Below are 19,731 nucleotides of genomic sequence, written 5' to 3' on the forward strand. Positions count from 1 at the left end.
CCGCTTCGCGTTTCCGGCCACATCACGCGGCGCCGGGCTCCCATGGCATGCCCCCCGCCCCCCGGATCAGGGGTGCCTGTCCCTGTCGGGCCGTCTTCTTCGGCTCATTATGGGCGATTCTGCGCGGGCGGATCCTCGGGCGGCGGTAATCTCTTGCGGCGCAGCAGCCGCCAGGCGGGCGGGATCAGCAGGGCGAGAAACACTGCCGGGATCAGAATGAAAATATTGGTCAGCAGTTCCGCGAAAAAATAAAATAGCGCATAGGCATGATCCGCCCGCATGGAACAGGCAAGATAAACATATAAGAGCAGGATCATGCTCAACATCACGGCGTCGGCCAGATAAAAATTCTCGGCCACAGCAGCGGCAAAAGCAAGGTCAGTCCTGCCAGCCCTCCAAGTGTAGTATAGAGAATAAGCTGAAAATATACAGGGTCCCGCAAGATACTGTCTTCAGGCGGCATAGGCGGTGGATGCATTTTGAAATATAAAGCCAGATCCACCACGCCATATATAATCAGTTGCAGCCCTGCATATGTAGAAGCAAGCGTCAGAAGCACCCGACCGGGCCAGCGGCTTATGTCCGTGATCATCAGAACTTCCACTCTCACTCAGGGAGTCCGACCACCGCGCCCTGATCGGGAAAGGGGTGCCGCCGGGGATTTCTATGTCATTATTCCACCAGTCAAAGATGTCAACAGGATCGGCAAATCTGTCATTGATCTCAAAGGTCATTTGGCCTTTGAGATTAATTCTTTTCCGAAGGCAGTCCGCCTGAGCGGTTACTTCTGCCGCCATGGCCAGATAACTATTGCCGAGGGAGAAAAAATCGGCGGTAAAATCGACAGGCTGGCGGTCGGAAAACCGGCGTGTGAATTTCACCATCGGCAGCGCTCCATCAGTTGCGCATCTTTCTCGGGCCTCTGAGCGAAAATATTGAAGGATTTTTTCTGGAAATCCGTTTTGGCTTCCCGAAACGCGCGGCTGCGGGTGACATAGGACAACAGATTCCGGGCCACAAGGTCAAACGTTCGGCCCACGCGATCTCCTATAATTTTTGTGTCGAGATTGTCTTGTTTCGTAAGCCTGCGGCCGGTGTGCAGGTAATGGGTGAAGCGCTGTTTTTGAAATTCCCGGTCCTGGAGATGCATCTGGAATCCCCCAATAAGATGAGAAAGTTCCTGTCTTATATCCTAAAACGCGCAAAAAATAAAGAACAAAAAGTGAACAATTGAATTAGAAGAATCGGAAGTCGCCCGGCGCTGGAGGTCACGCCGGGACCGATCAGCCCCAGGCTTCACGGCTTATGGATTGTGTCGTTGCGGGGGCACCTCGCATGACGGTGAAGCTGTGCCGTCATTGCAATTCCCGAAGCCTCCTTCCGTCGCTCCCGCGCAGGCGGGAGTCCAGAATTCTTATTGCCAGAATTCTTATTGCCAAAATTCTTATTGTAAGCGTTCTTTCAAAAAAACCGTTTCAGACAAGCCAGACGGGACGTCTTTGGTGAGGGGCTGGATTGCCGCCTTCGCGGCAATGACGCAGGAAGAAACGGCAAGGACAGAGAGAAACGGCAATGACGGAGGAAGAAGCGGCAAGGACAGGGAAGTAGGGAAATGCGCCGGCCCAGATATTTTTTCCCTATGGGCAGTGCCCTTTGAGACGCCGTTTTCTTAATGCGCCTCGTCCCAATTGTCGCCGACGCCGCAGTCCACAATCAGCGGCACGGCGATCTCGGCGGCGGGCCGGGCTGCGCCTTCCATTACCTCGCGGATGACGGGGATGCTGTCCTCCACTTCCGCTTCGGGCACTTCAAAAATCAGTTCGTCATGGACCTGCAACAGCATTTTGGCCTTGAGTCCCGCCCCCTTTAGGGCCTCGGGCATGCGGATCATGGCCCGGCGGATGATGTCCGCGGCCGAGCCCTGCAACGGCGCATTGATGGCCGCGCGTTCGCCAAAGGCGCGCCGGGCGCCGTTTTTGTCATTGATGCTGGTGATATGGCAGCGCCGCCCGAACACGGTTTCCACATAGCCGTGACGGCGGCAAAACGCCTTGGTCCTGTCCATATATTCGCGGATGCCGGGGAAGCGTTCAAAATAGGTGTCGATATATTTCTGGGCTTCGCCGCGCGGAATGCCAAGCTGGCGGGCCAGGCCAAAAGCGCTGATGCCATAGATGATGCCGAAATTGATGGCCTTGGCCTGACGGCGGACGATCGGGTCCATACCTTCCATCGGCACCCCAAACACCTCGCTGGCGGTCAGCGCATGAATGTCGAGCCCGTCATGAAAGGCCTGTTTCAGGCTGTCCATATCCGCCACATGGGCAAGAAGCCTAAGTTCGATCTGGCTGTAATCAGCGGCGATGAATTTATGGCCCGGCGCGGGGATAAAGGCGCGGCGGATCTTGCGGCCCTCTTCCGTACGGATCGGAATATTCTGCAAATTGGGATCGTTGGAGCTTAAGCGGCCGGTGGTGGTGGACGCCAGGGAATAGCTGGTATGAATGCGCCCCGTCTTGGCATTGATCTGGGACTGTAGCGCATCTGTATAGGTGCTTTTCAGTTTGGACAACTGCCGCCAGTCCAGCACCCGTGCCGGCAATTCGTGTCCTTCCGCCGCGAGCGTCTCCAGCACCTCGGCATCGGTGCTATAGGCGCCGGTCTTGCCTTTCTTGCCCCCGGGCAGCCCCATATCCCCGAACAGCACCTCGCCCAACTGTTTCGGCGAGGCGATGTTGAATTCTCGCCCGGCCAGCTCGTGAATTTCTTGTTCCAGATGGCTTAAACGTTCGGCAAATTCATTGGACAGGCGCGAGAGTATCTGCCGATCTACCAGCACACCGGCCTGCTCCATTTGCGCCAGCACCGCCACCATGGGCCGTTCCAGGGTTTCATAAACCGTCATCATGCCCTCGCGCGCCAGCCGCGGTTTCAACAGACGGTGCAGTCGACCGGTAATATCGGCATCCTCAGCCGCATAGTCGGTGGCCTTGTCAATCGCCACTTTGTCAAAGGTAATCTGCTTTTTGCCGCTGCCGCAGATGTCCTTGAAGGAAATGCATTTATGATCCAGATGCAGTTCCGCCAGCTCATCCATACCATGGCCGTTCAGTCCCGAATCCAGAACATAGGAGATCAGCATGGTATCATCAATCGGGTGAATATGAATGCCGTGTTTCGCCAGAATCAGATAGTCATATTTCAGATTCTGGCCGACCTTGAGCACAGCGGGATTTTCCAGAAGCGGCTTGAGCAATGCGAGGGCTTCCTCAAGGGGAATCTGTTCCGGTCCCTTCTGCCCCTCCAGTTCCAGTTCGCCGTCCTCTCCCGAAACATGGCCCAGCGGGATATAGCAGGCCCGCCCGGCCTCCACCGACAGCGAAATACCCACCAGTTTTGCGGCCATGGCATTCAGCGAGGTGGTTTCCGTATCGACCGCCACCTGATGAGCCTGTTCCGCGCGTTTGATCCAGCGTTTCAGCGCCTCCACCGTGGTCACGGTTTCATACTCCGCCTCTCCCGGGGGGATTTCTTCCGGCGCCGGGGTCCCCGCCGGCAGGCTGTTGCCCATATGGCTTAAGACCTTGGCCTGAAGGCTGCGGAATCCCTGTTCTTCGAGAAAAGGCATCAGCATGTCGGCATCCAGATCCTGGACCTTGAGCTCATCCAGGTCCACAAGGCCCGGCACATCCCGCTTGAGGGTGACCAGCTCCCGGCTGATGCGCGCCATGTCGGCATGTTCCAGAAGCCGTTCCCGCCGCTTGGGCTGCTTGATTTCCCCGGCCCGCTCAAGCAATTCATCCAGACTACCATATTCGTTGATCAACTGCGCCGCCGTTTTGACCCCGATGCCGGGAATGCCCGGCACATTATCGGAACTATCCCCGGCGAGGGCCTGGATATCCACCACCTTTTCAGGGGTGACACCGAATTTCTCGATCACCTCCTCAACCCCGATTTCCCTGTTTTTCATGCTGTCAAACAGGCTGATCCGGTCATTGACCAGCTGCATCAGGTCCTTGTCGGAGGAGACGATACTGACCTCAAAACCCTGTTTTGCGGCCTCCGTGGCATAGGTGGCGATAATGTCATCGGCTTCATAACCGTCGGACTCAATGGCTGGCACGTTAAAGGCCCGCACCGCCTCGCGGATCAGCGGGAACTGCGGCACCAGATCTTCGGGCGGCGGCGGGCGGTGGGCCTTGTAATCGGGATAGATGTCGTTACGAAACGTTTTTCGGGCGGCATCAAAAATCACGGCAATATGGGTGGGCCGTTCCGCATCCTCCAGATCCTGCAACAGCTTAAATAACATGTTGCTGAAACCAAGCACGGCATTCACCGGCGTGCCGTCATGGCGGGTGAGCGGCGGCAAGGCGTGATAGGCGCGGAAAATAAAACCCGAGCCATCGACAAGATAAAGATGTTCGGGTTTTTTGGTGGTCATGATGCGAACCTGTAATGTTTGAGTCTAAAACCGAAAAGGTGACGTAAAAACGGAAACATGAAATGATTTGAAATATTGAAAACATCCGGCAAAGACAGGGGCCGCTGATCGACCCACCGCCTCATGATCGGACTTCTTCACCTGTTTTCGGAACGCTCTCTGGTGACGAATTTGCGACTGCAATAGGGACAGGTTACCTCTTTCCTGCCCGCCATTTCCAAATAAATCAGCGGGTGGCCCAGCGGCCCCTCCCCGCCATTACAGGACACCCGATGATCATCCACCAGAACAATATCCTGGTTGAGGATCGCATCGGGAGACATAGCCTGAACTGCAACCGGGGTTTCTTTATTCATGGATGTATCCCTCTTCCTGGATGGCTGTTATTCATCCCATTTCGCTTCATCTTTGAGCATCCCCCGCCCCGCCCAAAACTTTCCGGACAAAACCCGGCACAGATCGTGACATATTTGTCATTGACCGTCACGGGGCCTGATGCTACCGATAGGTTCCTGTTTAAGAGAATTAACCCTGAGGCTGCAAATAAACAAGATTTTTTTATCCATCCGGCAAGGTAGCGTTTTCCCATGACCCAGTCTCCCTCCTCCGCCACAGATTTCCCCCCTCATCCAGCCGGGACGAACGCGGCCAATACCGCAACGACGGCATCGAAGGTTTCGGGGAAAGTTTCCGGGAAAATTTCCGGGGATGCGGCCGCGTCAGTCGATGCCGATCTTGCCATTGAAATCCGGGGACTTGAAAAAGTTTATGCCGGGGGGCGGGGAACTGCCCCCAAACGAGCGCTCAAGGGCATTGACCTGAGCATTCCCAAAGGTAGTATTTTCGGCCTGTTGGGCCCCAATGGCGCGGGCAAATCAACCACCATCAACATTCTGGCGGGACTGGTGCGCAAAACCGCCGGTACGGCGCGGATCTGGGGATTCGATATTGACGAACATCCCCGCAACGCCAAGGCCCATATCGGCATCGTGCCCCAGGAAGTTTATTTTGACGCCTTTTTCACCCCCCGGGAAATGCTGGAATTGCAGGCGGGATATTACAATATCCCCAAATCCCGGCGGCGCAGTGATGAAATCCTGGAAATCCTGCGGCTCAGCGACAAAGCCAATGCCTATTCCCGCACCCTTTCCGGCGGTATGAAACGGCGCCTTCTGGTGGGCAAGGCCATGGTCCACAATCCGCCCATTCTGGTGCTGGACGAACCCACGGCCGGGGTTGATGTGGAACTGCGCCAACAGCTCTGGGACTATGTCCGGGATCTGAATGCGCGCGGCGTGACCATTGTGCTGACCACCCATTATCTGGAAGAAGCTGAAGAACTCTGCGACCGGATCGCCATCATCAATCATGGGGAGGTGGTAATTTGCGATACCACGCCTAATCTGCTGCGGCAACTGGATGAAAAAGTGGTCATTATTCAGCCAGCCACGCCCTTGTGCGAGGTACCGGAACCGTTACGCGACCTGAATGCCAGCCTTCGCGAGGACGGCGCATTGCTGATTCATTTCAGCCCCAGCGCCATCAATGTGGGGGAAATCCTGAAACGGGTGCAACAGGCTGGTATCGACATCATTGACCTGTCCACCCGGGAAAGCGATCTGGAGGATATTTTCCTGCAGCTCACCCGGAGCGCAGACATGCGCGCCGAAGGATAACCCTCCCTGCCGGAAATTTCCGGCCGGAAGAAAACAACGATTTCAGGAAGCCACAGGGAATCGAGCCAACAGGAAAACAAAAATGCCGGAAAATCATGTTTTTGATGTATTGGTGATTGGCAGCGGCGCATCGGGCCTGAGCCTGGCGTTACGGGTGGCGTCCCGCGCCAAAGTCGCCGTGTTGTCCAAAAACAAATTATCTTCAGGCAGCACCAGCTGGGCGCAGGGGGGAATCGCCGCCGTCCTGCATAACCGCGATACCATGGAATCCCACATCGAAGACACCATGAATGCCGGGGCGGGATTGTGCCACCGGGACGCCGTATCCTTTATGGTAGAGCGTGGCCCCGCCGCCATTAACTGGCTCACGGAGCAGGGCGTGCATTTCACCACCCGGGAAGAAATCGACGGCCGCGATTCCTTTGTGGAAAAGGAATATCATCTGACCCAGGAAGGCGGCCATTCCTTCCGCCGGGTGATTCACGCTGCCGACGCCACCGGCAAGGCCATCCAAAGCTCCCTTGAGGACAAGGCCCGGGCGCACCCCAATATCACCCTGTTTGAGAATCACATGGCGGTGGACCTGGTCAGCAATAAAAACCCCGATCCCAAAAAACGCAAATGCATCGGGGCCTATGTGCTGGACACCCGGCACGGCAGAGTGGAAACCTTTCGCGCCAAAATGACAGTATTGGCCACAGGCGGGGCAAGCAGGGTTTATCTGTACACCTCCAATCCGGATGGCTCCACCGGCGACGGCATTGCGCTGGCCTGGCGGTTCGGCTGCCGGGTGGCCAATATGGAATTCAACCAGTTCCACCCCACCTGCCTGTACCATCCTGAGGCGCGGACCTTTTTGCTGACCGAGGCGCTTAGGGGCGAAGGGGCCTATCTGCGCCTGCCGAATGGGCGGCGTTTTATGGATAAGTTTGATCCGCGCGCCGAACTCGCGCCCCGCGATATCGTTGCCCGCGCCATCGACCATGAAATGAAACGCCTGGGCTCACAAAGCGTTTTCTTGGATATTACCCACAAAGAGCCGGCGTTTATCAAGGGCCACTTCCCGACCATTTATGAACGTTGCCTCAAGCTGGGGTATGACCTGACCAAGGAACCGATCCCGGTGGTCCCGGCGGCGCATTATACCTGTGGCGGGGTGATGACCGATCTTCATGGCCGGACCGATGTGAACAACCTCTATGCCATTGGCGAGGTCACCCATACGGGGTTGCATGGCGCCAACCGCATGGCCAGCAATTCGCTTCTGGAATGCGTGGTCATGGCGGAAGCCGCCGCCAACGACCTGCTGTCCAGATTGGGCCAGGAAAAAATTTCCGGCGACATCAAGCCCTGGGACGAAAGCCGGGTGACAGATTCGGACGAAGAGGTGGTGGTGACCCATAACTGGGACGAACTCAGGCATTTCATGTGGGACTATGTGGGCATTGTCCGCACCACCCGGCGGCTGCAACGGGCGGCCCGACGTATCGACATGCTGTCCGGTGAAATCCGGGAATACTACAGTTCCTTCCGGGTGACCCCCGATCTTCTGGAATTGCGCAATCTGGTGACAGTGGCGGACCTGATTGTGCGTTCGGCGTTGCGCCGCCAGGAAAGCCGGGGGCTGCATTATACCCTTGATTTCCCGGAAACGGACCCCACCATGGACGGGGTGGACACCATTCTCAAACCGGCCCGCCGGCCCGTAGCCCGCTGATGCGAAAACGGCCCTCCAGGATATGGAGGGCCGCAGTAAATCCGATGATTCTCCTCTAAGAACAAAATCTTAGAAGTTATACACCAGACCGGTCAGGACCTGGATGTTGCGCAGATCGCTTTCATAATCGGTATAGGCAAACGTGGCGCGCAGATTCAGGTTCTGGGCCAGGGCATATTCCCCGCCAACACCGAAGCGGATGCCGTCGAGGTCCTCGGATTCTTCCATGCCAGCTTCCTTCAGCGTCAGACGGGCATTTTCGTAACCGACAAACGCAAAAGCCAGCATGTTGTTTTCAGAACCCAGGGTGGTGCCGATGGTGGCGTCGATGCCGAGCTGACGACCGGCGTCAATTTTCGCACCGGCTTCTTCGATAGAAGCGGTGGATTCACCCACACGGGCTTCCAGACCCAGCACCAGGTTGTTGCTCATTTGGCTGCGGTAACCAAAGAAACCGCCATAGCTGAACCCGTCGGCCCCAACGTCAACACCATCCACATCCACGTTGAAGTCATTGTAGCCGACCTCAACGCCCGCATACGGGCCATGGAACAGCCCCTCTTGAGCAGAGGCCAGAGCCGTACCAGACAGGAGAGCAGCGCCAGCAAGGGCGATCATCATCTTTTTCATCTTTATGCCTTTACATTATTTTACAGAATATAATTTGGTGTAATACCGGTTGAGCCGGTACAGCTGATATAAATCCGAAAAAATCTATTTCAAGGGGAAAATTTCAAAAAAATTTAATAATAACAATCTATTGTAAAATTTTATAGAATGAAAACAGAATCTATATTACAGAAATATGGTGAAAATATGGAATATCATTCCCCATATCAAGGATGCTCATATTTAGAATGTCAAAATATTATTCGGGGTAGATTCGCCGTCGCCATACTGCCTTTGAGAGAGAAGATCAGCAGGAAAACCAGGGAGGCAAACAGGTCAGGGGATAAGTTTAAAAAACTTGCGATCAAAATATTTCAGCAGCTGTCTGAGGTCATGACCGCGTTTCAGGATCTGCCCTTGGGCGGAGATCAGCGCATACGCCCCCTGTTTGCGCTCCAGCTTCGGGGTTTTGGTAATGCGGTACAATGGCCGTTCGCTGGCCCTCTGGAAGATGGCGAAACAGGCCTGTTCCTTTCCGGCCTGCATGGCGTAATCTTTCCAGTGGCCGGCCGAAACCATACGGCCATAGATATTCAGAATATGCTGCAATTCTTCGCGGGTGAAAAAAATCTGCTGCGGCGAGGAAGCGGCGGCGGCACCGCCGCCATGATGAAATGGAATGATCGTGGACGTCTCATCAACCATACCCTAAAGATGCGGCGAAACGGCCAGAATTGCAAGCCCTGAATAATGGCGCCATCATGACCATGACCGCCCATAGACACAGAACCGCCATTAGAGTGAATTGTGCATAGGCTGACACAATCCACTCTAGGATCAGGCCCCAACACAGGATTTGCCATAAAATTGCCGCGTTTCCATCTCACTCGCGCCCCAATCCGCCATTACTCTTAAAAATTGCTAAATCCCCTCTGCCAGTTATCCGGATTTTGATCATCTTTACTACCCCTTACACCCTGTCATCTTTCGGATAACTGGCTTCTTTTTTTCTCCTGTCATGTTAAGCTGATCTCCCTACGGCAGGTCTATATGAGATGGTATGAAGGAGAGTCCGCATGAAATTGTACGAACTGGTCGGCCAGGACCGTAGTCAGGGCTTCAGCCCCTATGTCTGGCGCATCAGAATGGCCCTGGCGCATAAGGGATTTGCGCCGGAACGGGTGCCGCTCACCTTCACGGAAATTCCGGACAAGCTTGCCTTTGCCAACGCCAAGACGGTGCCGGTTCTGGAGGACGGCGACCAGGTGGTGGTGGACAGCTGGAATATCGCCTGTTATCTGGAAGACACCTATCCGCACCAGCCCAGCCTGTTTGGCGGCGACACGGGACGCACGCTGGCCCGACATTTCAACATGTCCAGCATCTATCATCTCATGCTGCCGCTTTTTAGGGCCATTGTCGCAGACATCTTCGAGGTGATTGATGAAAAGGACCAGGACTATTTCCGCCAGAGTCGCGAATCCCGGCTCGGCCAGACGCTGGAGGAAATGCGGGCCCGCAAACCGGAAAACCTCAACATCTTTCGGACCAATCTCTGGCCCTATAACGCCACGCTGAAGGAATACGCTTTTCTGGCTGGGGACAAACCGGCATATGTGGATTATATCCTTTATGGTATTTTCCAATGGGCCCGATATTGCAGTCCCGATCCCCTTCTCGAAGAAGAAAGCCCCCTCTATAGCTGGCTGGAGCGCATGGATGAGCTGTTTGACGGGCTGGGCCAGACTCTGAAACGGCGCACCTGAGACAGAAATATGCTTTTTCAGCGGCGCTCTTGAAATTCCGCCCTGTTTGTCCATATCTGAAACACGACAGAAAAGGATCAACAGGGGTAAAAGTCACGATGACCACAGAAACACACAACACGGATAGTCAAACGGCCAACGCCGAAAAACACGGCTTCCAGGCAGAAGTTTCACGACTCCTGCATTTGATGGTGCATTCCGTTTACAGCGATCGGGAAATCTTCCTCAGAGAACTGATTTCCAACGCGTCTGACGCTTGCGACAAACTGCGTTACGAAAGCCAGACCAACAAGGACCTGCTGGGCGACGATACCGAATTTTCCATTACGGTACGCAGTGACAAGACCGGCAACCGCCTGATCGTCAGCGACAACGGCATCGGTATGAACCGGGAAGATCTGATTTCCCATCTGGGCACCATTGCCCGCTCCGGCACATCAGCCTTTCTGGAACAGCTCACCGGAGACACCAAAAAAGACCTGAACCTGATTGGTCAGTTCGGGGTCGGCTTTTATTCGGTGTTCATGGTGGCCGACAAGGTGACCGTGCTCAGCCGCAAGGCCGGAGAGGACAACGCCTGGACCTGGGAATCCGACGGTCTCGGGGAATATACGATCTCCTCCGCGGAAAAAGCCGGGCGGGGCACCGACATCATTATTGACCTGAAAGAGGACGCCAAGGAGTTTCTGGAAGAACATCGCCTCAGAAACATCATCAAAACCTATTCCGACCACATCGCCATCCCGATCAATCTGGTGAGCGAAAAAGACGGCAAGGAACATCAGGACAAGGTTAATGACGGCACGGCCCTGTGGGTCCGGCCCAAATCCGAAATTACGCAAGACCAGTACAAGGAATTCTATCATCATGTGGCCCATGCCTTTGATGATCCCTGGATGACCCTGCATTACCGGGCAGAGGGGGTCATTGAATATACCGTATTGATGTTTGTTCCCGGCCAGCGGCCCATGGACCTGTTTGACCCGGCCCGACGCCCCCGCACCAAACTGTATGTCAAGCGGGTGTTCATCACTGATGACTGTGAGGACCTTGTTCCGGGTTACCTGCGGTTTATGCGCGGCATTGTCGACAGCGAGGATCTGCCGCTGAACATCAGCCGCGAAATGCTGCAAAACAACCCGGTTATGAACAAAATCAGAAAGGCGCTGACCAATCGCATCCTGTCCGAACTGGAAAAGAAAGCGGAAAAGGATCCCGACGCCTATGCCACTTTCTGGAAAAATTTCGGCGCGGTGTTGAAAGAAGGCATATATGAGGATTTCGAACGCCGAGAGCAGCTTCTGAAACTGGCCCGGTTCGAAACCACCGCCGACAAGGGCCTGTCTTCTCTCAAGGAATATGTGGAGCGTATGAAAGACGGGCAGAACACCATTTATTACATTACCGGTGACGACCCGGAACGCATCAAACGCTCACCGCAACTGGAAGGATTCCGCGCCAAGGGGCTGGAAGTTCTGCTGCTCACCGACCCGGTGGATGACTTCTGGCTACAGATGGTGACCGAGTTTGACGGCAAAAAACTGCAGTCTGTCACCCGCGGCATGGCCGATCTGGATGAGGACAAGGATAAAAAGGACAAGGCGGACAAAAAGGAAACCAGGCCTGAACTTGAGGCTCTGGTCGGTGTGCTGAAAGCCAATCTGGGCGATGAGGTCAAGGACGTGCGCCTGTCCAAGCGTCTTACCGACAGCGCCGTATGCCTGATCGCAGATGACGGAGACATGGACATGCATCTGCAACGCCTGCTCAAGGCCCATAAGCAGATTGACCAGATGTCCAGCCGGGTTCTGGAGATCAACCCCGATCATGACCTGATCAAGGGCTTGGCAGCGCAGGCCACGGCGGACGGGGCTGCTGCCGCCCTCAAGGACGCCGCCCTGCTGCTTTTGGATCAGGCCCGCATCATGGAAGGCGAAACCCCGGCCGATCCGCTGGCATTTGCCCGGCGTCTCAGCGAGGTAATGAAAAAGGGGCTGCTTTAAGGGTGTTGCCCCGATGGAGTTCTACAAACCGGGTGGCCGGGAGAATATCCTCCTGGCCGCCCGCGCCTTGCGCCAAACTCCCGAACAAACAGTTGAACTCTTGTCCCACAAAACTTAAGTTATGAGAACAGTTTCCTAACAGTTTTGACAGCAGGTGCGGTTCATGCAGGCGTTATATTTTCTGATTGATACGGTTTTTACTCTTTATATCTGGGCGATCATTATTTCGATTGTGATCAGCTGGCTGGTGGCGTTTGGTATCATCAATACCCATAACCAATTTGTCTATAACATTTCCTATGCCCTGAACCGGATCACGGAACCCGCTCTGCGCCCCATTCGCAACCTGTTGCCGGATCTGGGCGGCATCGATATTTCCCCCATTATCCTGATTATTGCCTTGCAATTCCTTAAGGTGTTTATCTTACATGATATCCTGCTGCCGTTGATGTAGGGCAACAAGATGGCCACCTGGCTCCACCGCACCCCCACCGGCGTTCGGCTGGCCATCCGCCTCAACCCCAATGCCGCCCGCAATGATCTGGGCCCCCTGGAACGTCGTGCCGACGGCAGCTGGCATCTCAAGGCGCGGGTTACAACCGCCCCCGAAGGGGGGCGGGCCAATGCGGCGTTGATGAAACTCCTGGCCAAAACCTTCCGTCTGCCCGTCAGCAAGATTTCAGTTGCATCCGGCGCGACAAACCGTAATAAACAGATCGACATTGAGGGCGACCCGGAGGCGCTCCACACCCTGTTCAACAACTGGATAAAGGATCGGTTCCCGTGACTGCAGATATCATCGATGGCAAGGCCTTTGCCGCGCGGCTGAAAGAGAATGTCGCCCAGCAGGTGGCACATCTTAAGGAACAACACAATCTTACCCCCGGTCTTGCCGTGGTCATTGTGGGCGAAGACCCGGCCAGTCAGATTTATGTCCGTAACAAAAACAAATCCACCCGCGAAGCTGGCATGAACAGTTTTGAACACAGGCTGCCGGCGGAAACCACTCAGGAAGAGCTTCTGGCTCTGGTGGACACACTGAACAACGATCCTGCGGTTCATGGCATTCTGGTGCAGCTTCCCCTGCCCGGTCATATCGAGGAAAATGCCGTGATCGACGCCATCAGCCCTGCCAAGGATGTAGACGGCTTCCATGTGATCAATGCCGGTCTGCTGGCGACTGGGGGCAACGCCATGATTCCCTGCACGCCGCTGGGTTGCCTGTTGATGCTGAAGGACCGGCTGGGTGACCTTTCCGGTCTGGAAGCCGTGGTGATCGGCCGCTCCAATATTGTGGGCAAACCCATGGCGCAGCTTTTGCTGAAGGAAAACTGCACCGTCACCGTGGCCCACAGCCGCACCCGGGACCTACCCCAGGTGATCGGACGGGCCGACATCGTGGTCGCCGCGGTGGGACGGCCGGAAATGATTCAGGGGGAATGGATCAAGGAAGGCGCCACCGTGATTGACGTGGGCATTAACCGGTTGAGCAGCCCAGATGGCAAAAATCGCCTGGTAGGGGATGTGGAGTTCGAGGGAGCCCGAACCCGCGCTGGCGCCATCACCCCGGTCCCTGGCGGCGTGGGCCCCATGACCATTGCCTGCCTGCTCAAAAACACCGTGACTGCCGCCTGCCGGCAACATGGCGTTACGGAACCGGAGGTCTGAACCTGATGCTGGAGACCTTTCTCGCAGCCTTCATTACGTTGTTTGTGGTGATTGACCCGCCGGGCATCGCGCCCGTCTTTGCGGTCATGACCAGCGGCACGGACGCCGCGTACAAGCGAAAAATGGTCTTCAAGGCGACGCTGACCGCCGCCGTGATTCTGCTGCTGTTTGCCTTTCTTGGCAAAAGCCTGCTCAGCGCGCTGGGCATCAGCATGTCCGCCTTCCGGACTGCGGGCGGTTTTCTCCTGTTTCTGATCGCCATGGAAATGGTGTTTGAAAAACGCACTGAACGACGTGAAAAAAAGGCCGAGCCCGACCGGTTTTATGATGCGCTGGAAGAAGATCCCGACGATATTTCCGTCTTTCCACTGGCAATCCCCTTTCTATCGGGCCCCGGCAGCATCGCCACCATCATGCTGCTGATGAGCGAGAACCACGGCCATTATCTGGACCAGGCGCTGATTATCGGCGCGCTGCTGGCCACACTGCTGTCTGCCGTGGTAATCCTGCTGCTGGCCAGCCGTATCATTGAATTTCTGGGCCATACCGTCGCCAATGCGGTCACCCGTATTCTCGGCGTCATCCTCGCCGCCCTGGCCACACAATATATGTTTGACGGCATTCGCACCGCCTTTTTTGCAGCATAAATAAAAGACGAAAAATTAGCGCATAAGACAAAACTGCCTTTTGAAATGCGCTAACTTTAGGTTTCTCCTTTGTCTCCTCCTTCTTAAAAATTTTAAATAAATGTTATTTTACAATATGTTATAATTTTCTTCAAAAAACTGGCACGTCTCCTGCATTTGATAAGGCAACACGAAAGACACACCAACGTTTCGCATAATGCCAAGGAGATGTACTAATGGAAATCTGGACCCTGATCAGAAGCACCAAAAAATCCGACACCCCCGCGTCAAAAGCTGTCCCGTTGAATGACCGCCATGGCCGCCGGCTGCGCCGCTGGCGGCGGGCCGCCCTTATCGCGGCCTGACCCCCTCACCCTCACCTGATCTCTTCCGCCCGGCCGCTGTGCCGGGCTTTTTTTGTCTTGCGCAAATCGTTGTTTTTTGCTGACAAACCCCCTAAAGCGGCGTATGTGTTGAGGCCTTTTTACTAGAGTGAATTGTAAATAGGTTGGCTCAATTCACTCTAAAATACCACCACCATGACAGGACTGCCGGACATGCCGAGTGACAACTGGTTCAGGGATCGACTCAAACGACAGCTTAGCGAGCTGCTTCGTCTGTCTTTTCCTATCGTTCTGCAACGCCTTGGCATCATGTTGATGGGCATTGTAGACGTGATCATGGTCGGCCGGTATTCGGCGGAAGAACTGGCCTATGCCGGCATTGCCAATGTGCCGGCCTCGACCGTGATTGTGATCGGCATCGGCCTGCTCATGGGGGTGATGGTGCTGTCCTCCAATGCCCTTGGGGCGCAGCGCTACCGGGAATGTGGGCGAATCTGGCAGCGGGGCATGGTCTATGGTTTGGGCCTGGGAATATTGGCCGCGGGCATTTGTCTCGCCGGTGAAGAGATTCTTCTGATGTTGAATCAGGCCCCGGAACTGGCCCGCGGCGGGGGTGCGGTGCTGAAGGTACTGGCTCTGGGTATGCCGCTGATCTGTTTGATGCTGGTGTGCAGCTTCTTTCTGGAAGGCATCGGACGGCCCCTGCCTGGCATGATTTTCATGATATTGGCCAATCTCCTGAACATTTTCCTGAACTGGGTGTTTGTCTATGGACATCTGGGCTTCGACCCCATGGGAGCCGTGGGCTCCGCCTGGGCTACCACCAGCGTCCGCCTGTTTCTGGTCGTGGCCCTGGTCAGTTATATCCTGACCATGAAAGACGCGGATCAGTTTGGCATCCGCCAAAAGGTAGATCTGACGTGGCGCAAATGGAAACGTCTGCGCCATATCGGATATGGCGCGGGTCTGACCAACGGTGCGGAGCATCTGGGGTTTGTGGTACTCAGCATTTTTGCCGGCTGGATCGGTACCATCGCCCTTGGTGCCACCACCATTGCCCTGAACATTTTGGGCTTGCCTTTCATGATGTCGGTCGGCATTGCAGGGGCGACTGCCGTACGTGTGGGACTGGCACACGGTCGGCGGGACTGTCGCGACATGATGTTGGCGGGCACCGCGGGGCTGGGCCTCAACATCCTGGTCATTTTTCCCGTGGCGCTTGTGATGGGGATCTTCGCCCCGACGCTTGCCCTCCTGTTCAGCACTGAGGCGGAACTGATCCGAGAACTGATTCCGCTGGTGGGACTGGTCAGCTGGTTATTGGTGTTCGATACCAGTCAAGCGGTGATGGGCAATGCGTTGCGTGGACGCCAGGACATCTGGTTTCCCACACTGATCTATATATTTGCCTATAATGTGGTACAGATTCCATTGGTCTGGGTGCTGGCGTTCCCGCTAGGCCATGGCACAAGGGGACTGTTTGAAGGCATTATTTATACCAGCATTCTATCCTTTATTTTGCTCAGTTCGCGCTTTTTTTATCTGTCGCATGCGGATTTACAACGGGAAAAACACCAAGCACTTCCCTAGAACACAAGAATTTCCTTTTGCCGGATAAGAAATCGCCTTAGGATATGGCCGAAAATTAGGGAACTGTCCCTGGATCATCAACTGACCAAAACGTGTTTGTGGAGTATGCTGTATCTTCGTTCGATCTGTTTTAACACCTTTTTCTGGACGGGAACGCCGTTATGGATTCTCTTTGTCCTGATGCCCCTGATGTTTTGCAACACCGACCAACCCATGCGCCGGGCCATTCGCGTCTGGCTGCGTTTCGTGATCCGCATGCTGGATCTGATCGCCGGCATTCGGGTGGAAGAGCGCGGGGTTGAACACCTGCCCCGGGACCAGGGTTTTCTTCTGTGCTGCAAACATATGAGCAATCTGGACGCCTTTGTGCTCTTCAACCGGCTACCCGATCTGACGGCTTTGGGCAAAAAGGAACTGTTTCGGGTGCCCTTGCTCGGTCAGGTGCTGAAGAAACTCAACATTATCTCAATCGACCGCCAGTCCGGCACCGCCCATAAAATCACCCCGCAAGTAGCCCAACAGATCAAAAACCAGAAAAAACCCCTATTAGTCTATCCCGAAGGCACTCGGACACTTGTTGGGGAACGACGCAAGCTGAAAAGCGGTGCTTTTTACATGCAGCAAGAAGCGGACTTGCCGGTGATCACTGTCGCCACCAATTCGGGCCAGCACTGGATGAAACGCAATTTCCGCAAATATCCGGGAACCGTGGTGGTCGAATATCAGCCAGCCCTGCCGCGCGGGCTGAGCAAGGATGACTTCATGAAGCGCCTTGAAAAAAATATTCTGGACCGCAGCGAGGAACTGATGGGGCTGCGTCCGCCATCAAAAGAAGCCTAAAAGAATCAAGAGAAGCGTAAAAAAGCGCCGGGGTGAACATCACTCCGGCGTTTGGTTTCAGCGCTTGGTTGCAACGTTGGGGGTCAGACCCCGGACCGCATAAAGGCGGCCCGGGTTTTGCTTTTAATAATTATAGGTGATGGTCAGACCATAGGTGCGCGGATCGCCATAGGTGGCAAAGGCAATACGGCTGCCGCGCTGGGAGAAGATATGGGTGACATAATCCTCATCCGTCAGGTTTTTCACCCAGGCCGCCACATTCCAATGATTATCCGCCGAAGTCCAGCCCAGCCGGGCATCAAAAATGTCATAGGCCGGGATAATGGTGATCGGATTGTTGTTGGGATCATAAAAGCTGAGGCTCTGATAGCGGTAGCTCAGCTTGGCGGACAGTTCGCTGCCGTCTTCCAGCTGGTGGGTGTATTTCCCATAGAGCGACAGCATGTGTTCCGGCGCCTGACGCAACCGGTTGCCGGAGAAATCCCCGCCGCCGGACACATCCGGCGTGCCGTCAAACTCGGTATATTCCGCATCCAGGTAAGAATAGCTGCCGCCCATCTCCAGCCCTTCGGTAAGCAGGGCAGTGAATTCCAGCTCAATCCCCTTGATTTCCGCAGACCCGGCATTTTCGGTGATGAATTCGCCAAAGGTGCCGCCCTGCGGCTGGAAGAAGCGGGTCACCTGAAGATCTTTGTAATCGGTATAGAACCCGGCCAGGTTAAGCCGCAGACGGTTGTCCCAAAGCTGGGTTTTGATGCCGATTTCATAGTTGGTGGCGGTTTCATTGTCGAACGGCGTTGTCGCCCGCTCGGCCGTTGACGCCGAACCGGTGAAGCCGCCGGCTTTAAAACCGGTCGCCACGCTGGCATAGGCGAGGGAGTTGTCATCAAACTTCCAGTCCGCCACCAGACGCCAAGACACATTATCCCAGTCTTCCGAAGCCGCGACCTTATCGAAATCCTGCAGCAACAGCCCAATGCCGGACGTGACATCCGCCGCGGCCGTCATTTCCTTTTCCTCATAGGAATAACGGATGCCGCCGCGAACCGTCAACTGTTCAGAAACATCATAAGAGGCATCCGCATAAGCGGCGTAACTGTTGGATTCGTTGGTCTGAATAGAAGCCATGGCGCTCGGGAACTGCTCTCCGTTAATTTCCAGGCCAATAGACGGAAAGAAGAAACTTTCCGTCCGGTCCACTTCTTCATGAGAATAGAAAAGACCGGCCACCCAGTTGAATTTTTCACCACTGTTGGACAGCAGACGGAATTCCTGGGTGATCTGTTCTGTCGTTTCGATGGCCGCGTCATTCACGTCAAAGGCGAAACCGGAAGACGCCGGCGCCAGGAAGTTGGCCGGGCTGACATTCAGCGGCACAAAGGCACTTGACGGCGGTAGGCCCTCGGAATCTTCCAACCAATCGAAGGTGCTTTCCCGATAGGCGGAAATGGACATGAAAGTGACACTGTCCCCGTCCCAGGTAACTTTCATGTTATACCCTTCTACGTCCCGTTCGGTGAACCCTTCGGTATCAGACAGGGTGGTATGCGGATCACCCGCGCCGCCCAAAGCTTCATTGACGGCAATCGGATCAGAGGCACAGCCACAGTCGTGCAGCGGCCCGGCGGAGCCAAACGGCTCACGATTGGAGGCGCCCATATTATCATCCGCGCCGTCGGCGGTCAGCATCACTTCCAGTTTTTCGGTCGGCAACCAGCGCAGCGTCGCCCGGTAGGCGAAGGTGTTGCTTTCGCCCCATTGTTCCCCGAAATGCTCGGATCCCTGTAACACATTGGTCAGGTAACCGTCATGGCTGCGGCGGCTGAAAGAGAATTTTCCGAACAGGTTTTCGGCAATCTGGCCGCTGAGCATGGCCCCCGTGTCAAACCGGCCGTAATTGCCCACAGTCTGACGGATGCGCAATTCGGTTTCTTCGGTCGGTTTGCTGGTCACAAAGTTAATCGCCCCGCCAATGGTGTTTTTCCCGTACAACGTGCCCTGTGGACCGCGCAACACCTCGACCCGCTCCAGGTCGAAAATATCAAACACCTGGGCTGTGCGCGCCGCGATATAAACATCATCCACGGACACCACGGTGGAATCACTGGCGGAGGCACCGTCTTCCTTGGTGCCAATACCGCGAATGGCGATTTCTGGCTGCCCCACGCTGAAGGCGGCAAAGGCCAGACCCGGCGTGCGGTTGCCGATGTCCTGAAGATTGGAAATATCGTCCTCACGCAGCTGATCACCGCCAATGGCGGTAATGGCGATCGGAATATCCTGCAGGCTTTCGGCCCGTTTCTGGGCGGTGACGGTTATTTCCTCAAGCACAAGGGCTTCTTCTTCAGCGCCTTGAGCAAAAGAGAGGGGCAGCAGAGCCGCCGCAAGGGCAATAACAGAAGTTGTCGTCGTTAATTTTCTGATCATAAGTAGCCTCCCAAATGG

The 19,731-nt window shown here is 55.2% G+C and carries 19 protein-coding genes; 11 read left to right on the plus strand and 8 right to left on the minus strand.

Annotation, left to right across the window (positions count from 1 at the left end; translation table 11 throughout):
* Positions 1–107: 107 nt before the first annotated feature.
* The 5 genes from FE788_RS12925 to FE788_RS12945 form a co-directional block, all read right to left on the minus strand.
* Positions 108–317 (minus strand): hypothetical protein, encoded by a 210-nt coding sequence (locus tag FE788_RS12925; RefSeq protein ID WP_168190421.1) that lies wholly within the window; start codon positions 315–317, stop codon positions 108–110.
* Positions 318–325: 8 nt separating this feature from the next.
* Positions 326–592, minus strand: coding sequence for a hypothetical protein (locus tag FE788_RS14165; protein ID WP_168190422.1), 267 nt, complete (start codon positions 590–592; stop codon positions 326–328).
* 285 nt (positions 593–877) lie between these two features.
* Positions 878–1,150: a hypothetical protein gene (locus FE788_RS12935; protein ID WP_138381032.1), complete on the minus strand. Its 273-nt coding sequence runs from the start codon at positions 1,148–1,150 to the stop codon at positions 878–880.
* A gap of 519 nt (positions 1,151–1,669) precedes the next feature.
* Positions 1,670–4,447 (minus strand): DNA polymerase I, encoded by a 2,778-nt coding sequence (gene polA / locus FE788_RS12940; protein WP_138381033.1) that lies wholly within the window; start codon positions 4,445–4,447, stop codon positions 1,670–1,672.
* A gap of 137 nt (positions 4,448–4,584) precedes the next feature.
* Positions 4,585–4,803, minus strand: a complete 219-nt coding sequence (locus tag FE788_RS12945) for a zinc-finger domain-containing protein (RefSeq protein ID WP_138381034.1) — start codon at positions 4,801–4,803, stop codon at positions 4,585–4,587.
* 231 nt (positions 4,804–5,034) lie between these two features.
* On the opposite strand from FE788_RS12945, the gene FE788_RS12950 reads away from it, so the two are divergent.
* Complete coding sequence (locus FE788_RS12950) at positions 5,035–6,123, plus strand: ABC transporter ATP-binding protein (RefSeq protein WP_138381035.1); 1,089 nt, start codon at positions 5,035–5,037, stop codon at positions 6,121–6,123.
* Between the two features lie 82 nt (positions 6,124–6,205).
* Positions 6,206–7,840, plus strand: a complete 1,635-nt coding sequence (gene nadB, locus FE788_RS12955) for an L-aspartate oxidase (RefSeq protein WP_138381036.1) — start codon at positions 6,206–6,208, stop codon at positions 7,838–7,840.
* Positions 7,841–7,909: 69 nt separating this feature from the next.
* Here nadB and FE788_RS12960 read toward each other — a convergent pair whose 3' ends face one another.
* Both FE788_RS12960 and FE788_RS12965 read right to left on the minus strand, forming a co-directional pair.
* Positions 7,910–8,470, minus strand: coding sequence for a porin family protein (locus tag FE788_RS12960; RefSeq protein ID WP_138381037.1), 561 nt, complete (start codon positions 8,468–8,470; stop codon positions 7,910–7,912).
* A 315-nt stretch (positions 8,471–8,785) separates the two neighbouring features.
* The gene (locus FE788_RS12965) at positions 8,786–9,154 is read right to left on the minus strand and encodes a DUF2794 domain-containing protein (RefSeq protein WP_138381038.1); all 369 of its coding nucleotides are present in this window, start codon (positions 9,152–9,154) and stop codon (positions 8,786–8,788) included.
* A 371-nt stretch (positions 9,155–9,525) separates the two neighbouring features.
* Here FE788_RS12965 and FE788_RS12970 point away from each other — a divergent pair, with 371 nt between their 5' ends.
* The 9 genes from FE788_RS12970 (at position 9,526) to FE788_RS13005 (ending at position 17,286) form a co-directional block, all read left to right on the plus strand.
* Positions 9,526–10,215, plus strand: a complete 690-nt coding sequence (locus FE788_RS12970; protein ID WP_138381039.1) for a glutathione S-transferase N-terminal domain-containing protein — start codon at positions 9,526–9,528, stop codon at positions 10,213–10,215.
* Between the two features lie 98 nt (positions 10,216–10,313).
* Entirely contained in the window at positions 10,314–12,218 is a 1,905-nt protein-coding gene (htpG, locus tag FE788_RS12975; RefSeq protein WP_138381040.1) for a molecular chaperone HtpG, read from the plus strand.
* Positions 12,219–12,381: 163 nt separating this feature from the next.
* Positions 12,382–12,672, plus strand: a complete 291-nt coding sequence (locus tag FE788_RS12980; RefSeq protein ID WP_138381041.1) for a YggT family protein — start codon at positions 12,382–12,384, stop codon at positions 12,670–12,672.
* A gap of 9 nt (positions 12,673–12,681) precedes the next feature.
* Positions 12,682–13,005, plus strand: coding sequence for a DUF167 family protein (locus FE788_RS12985; RefSeq protein WP_138381042.1), 324 nt, complete (start codon positions 12,682–12,684; stop codon positions 13,003–13,005).
* Positions 13,002–13,886, plus strand: a complete 885-nt coding sequence (gene folD / locus FE788_RS12990) for a bifunctional methylenetetrahydrofolate dehydrogenase/methenyltetrahydrofolate cyclohydrolase FolD (protein ID WP_138381043.1) — start codon at positions 13,002–13,004, stop codon at positions 13,884–13,886. The genes FE788_RS12985 and folD overlap by 4 nt, the downstream gene beginning before the upstream one ends.
* A 5-nt stretch (positions 13,887–13,891) precedes the next feature.
* A complete protein-coding gene (locus tag FE788_RS12995) occupies positions 13,892–14,533 on the plus strand; it encodes a MarC family protein (protein WP_138381044.1) in 642 nt (213 codons plus the stop codon).
* Positions 14,534–14,748: 215 nt separating this feature from the next.
* On the plus strand, positions 14,749–14,877 hold the full coding sequence (locus FE788_RS14350; RefSeq protein ID WP_281277165.1) for a hypothetical protein: 129 nt from the start codon (positions 14,749–14,751) through the stop codon (positions 14,875–14,877).
* A 192-nt stretch (positions 14,878–15,069) separates the two neighbouring features.
* Positions 15,070–16,446 (plus strand): MATE family efflux transporter, encoded by a 1,377-nt coding sequence (locus FE788_RS13000; RefSeq protein ID WP_168190423.1) that lies wholly within the window; start codon positions 15,070–15,072, stop codon positions 16,444–16,446.
* A gap of 105 nt (positions 16,447–16,551) precedes the next feature.
* Entirely contained in the window at positions 16,552–17,286 is a 735-nt protein-coding gene (locus tag FE788_RS13005) for a lysophospholipid acyltransferase family protein (protein ID WP_138381046.1), read from the plus strand.
* 123 nt (positions 17,287–17,409) lie between these two features.
* Here FE788_RS13005 and FE788_RS13010 read toward each other — a convergent pair whose 3' ends face one another.
* The gene (locus tag FE788_RS13010; RefSeq protein ID WP_168190424.1) at positions 17,410–19,713 is read right to left on the minus strand and encodes a TonB-dependent receptor; all 2,304 of its coding nucleotides are present in this window, start codon (positions 19,711–19,713) and stop codon (positions 17,410–17,412) included.
* Between the last annotated feature and the right edge of the window lie 18 nt (positions 19,714–19,731).

Origin of the sequence: Luteithermobacter gelatinilyticus, from assembly GCF_005849285.1 — a bacterium.
Lineage (GTDB): Bacteria > Pseudomonadota > Alphaproteobacteria > Sphingomonadales > Emcibacteraceae > Luteithermobacter > Luteithermobacter gelatinilyticus.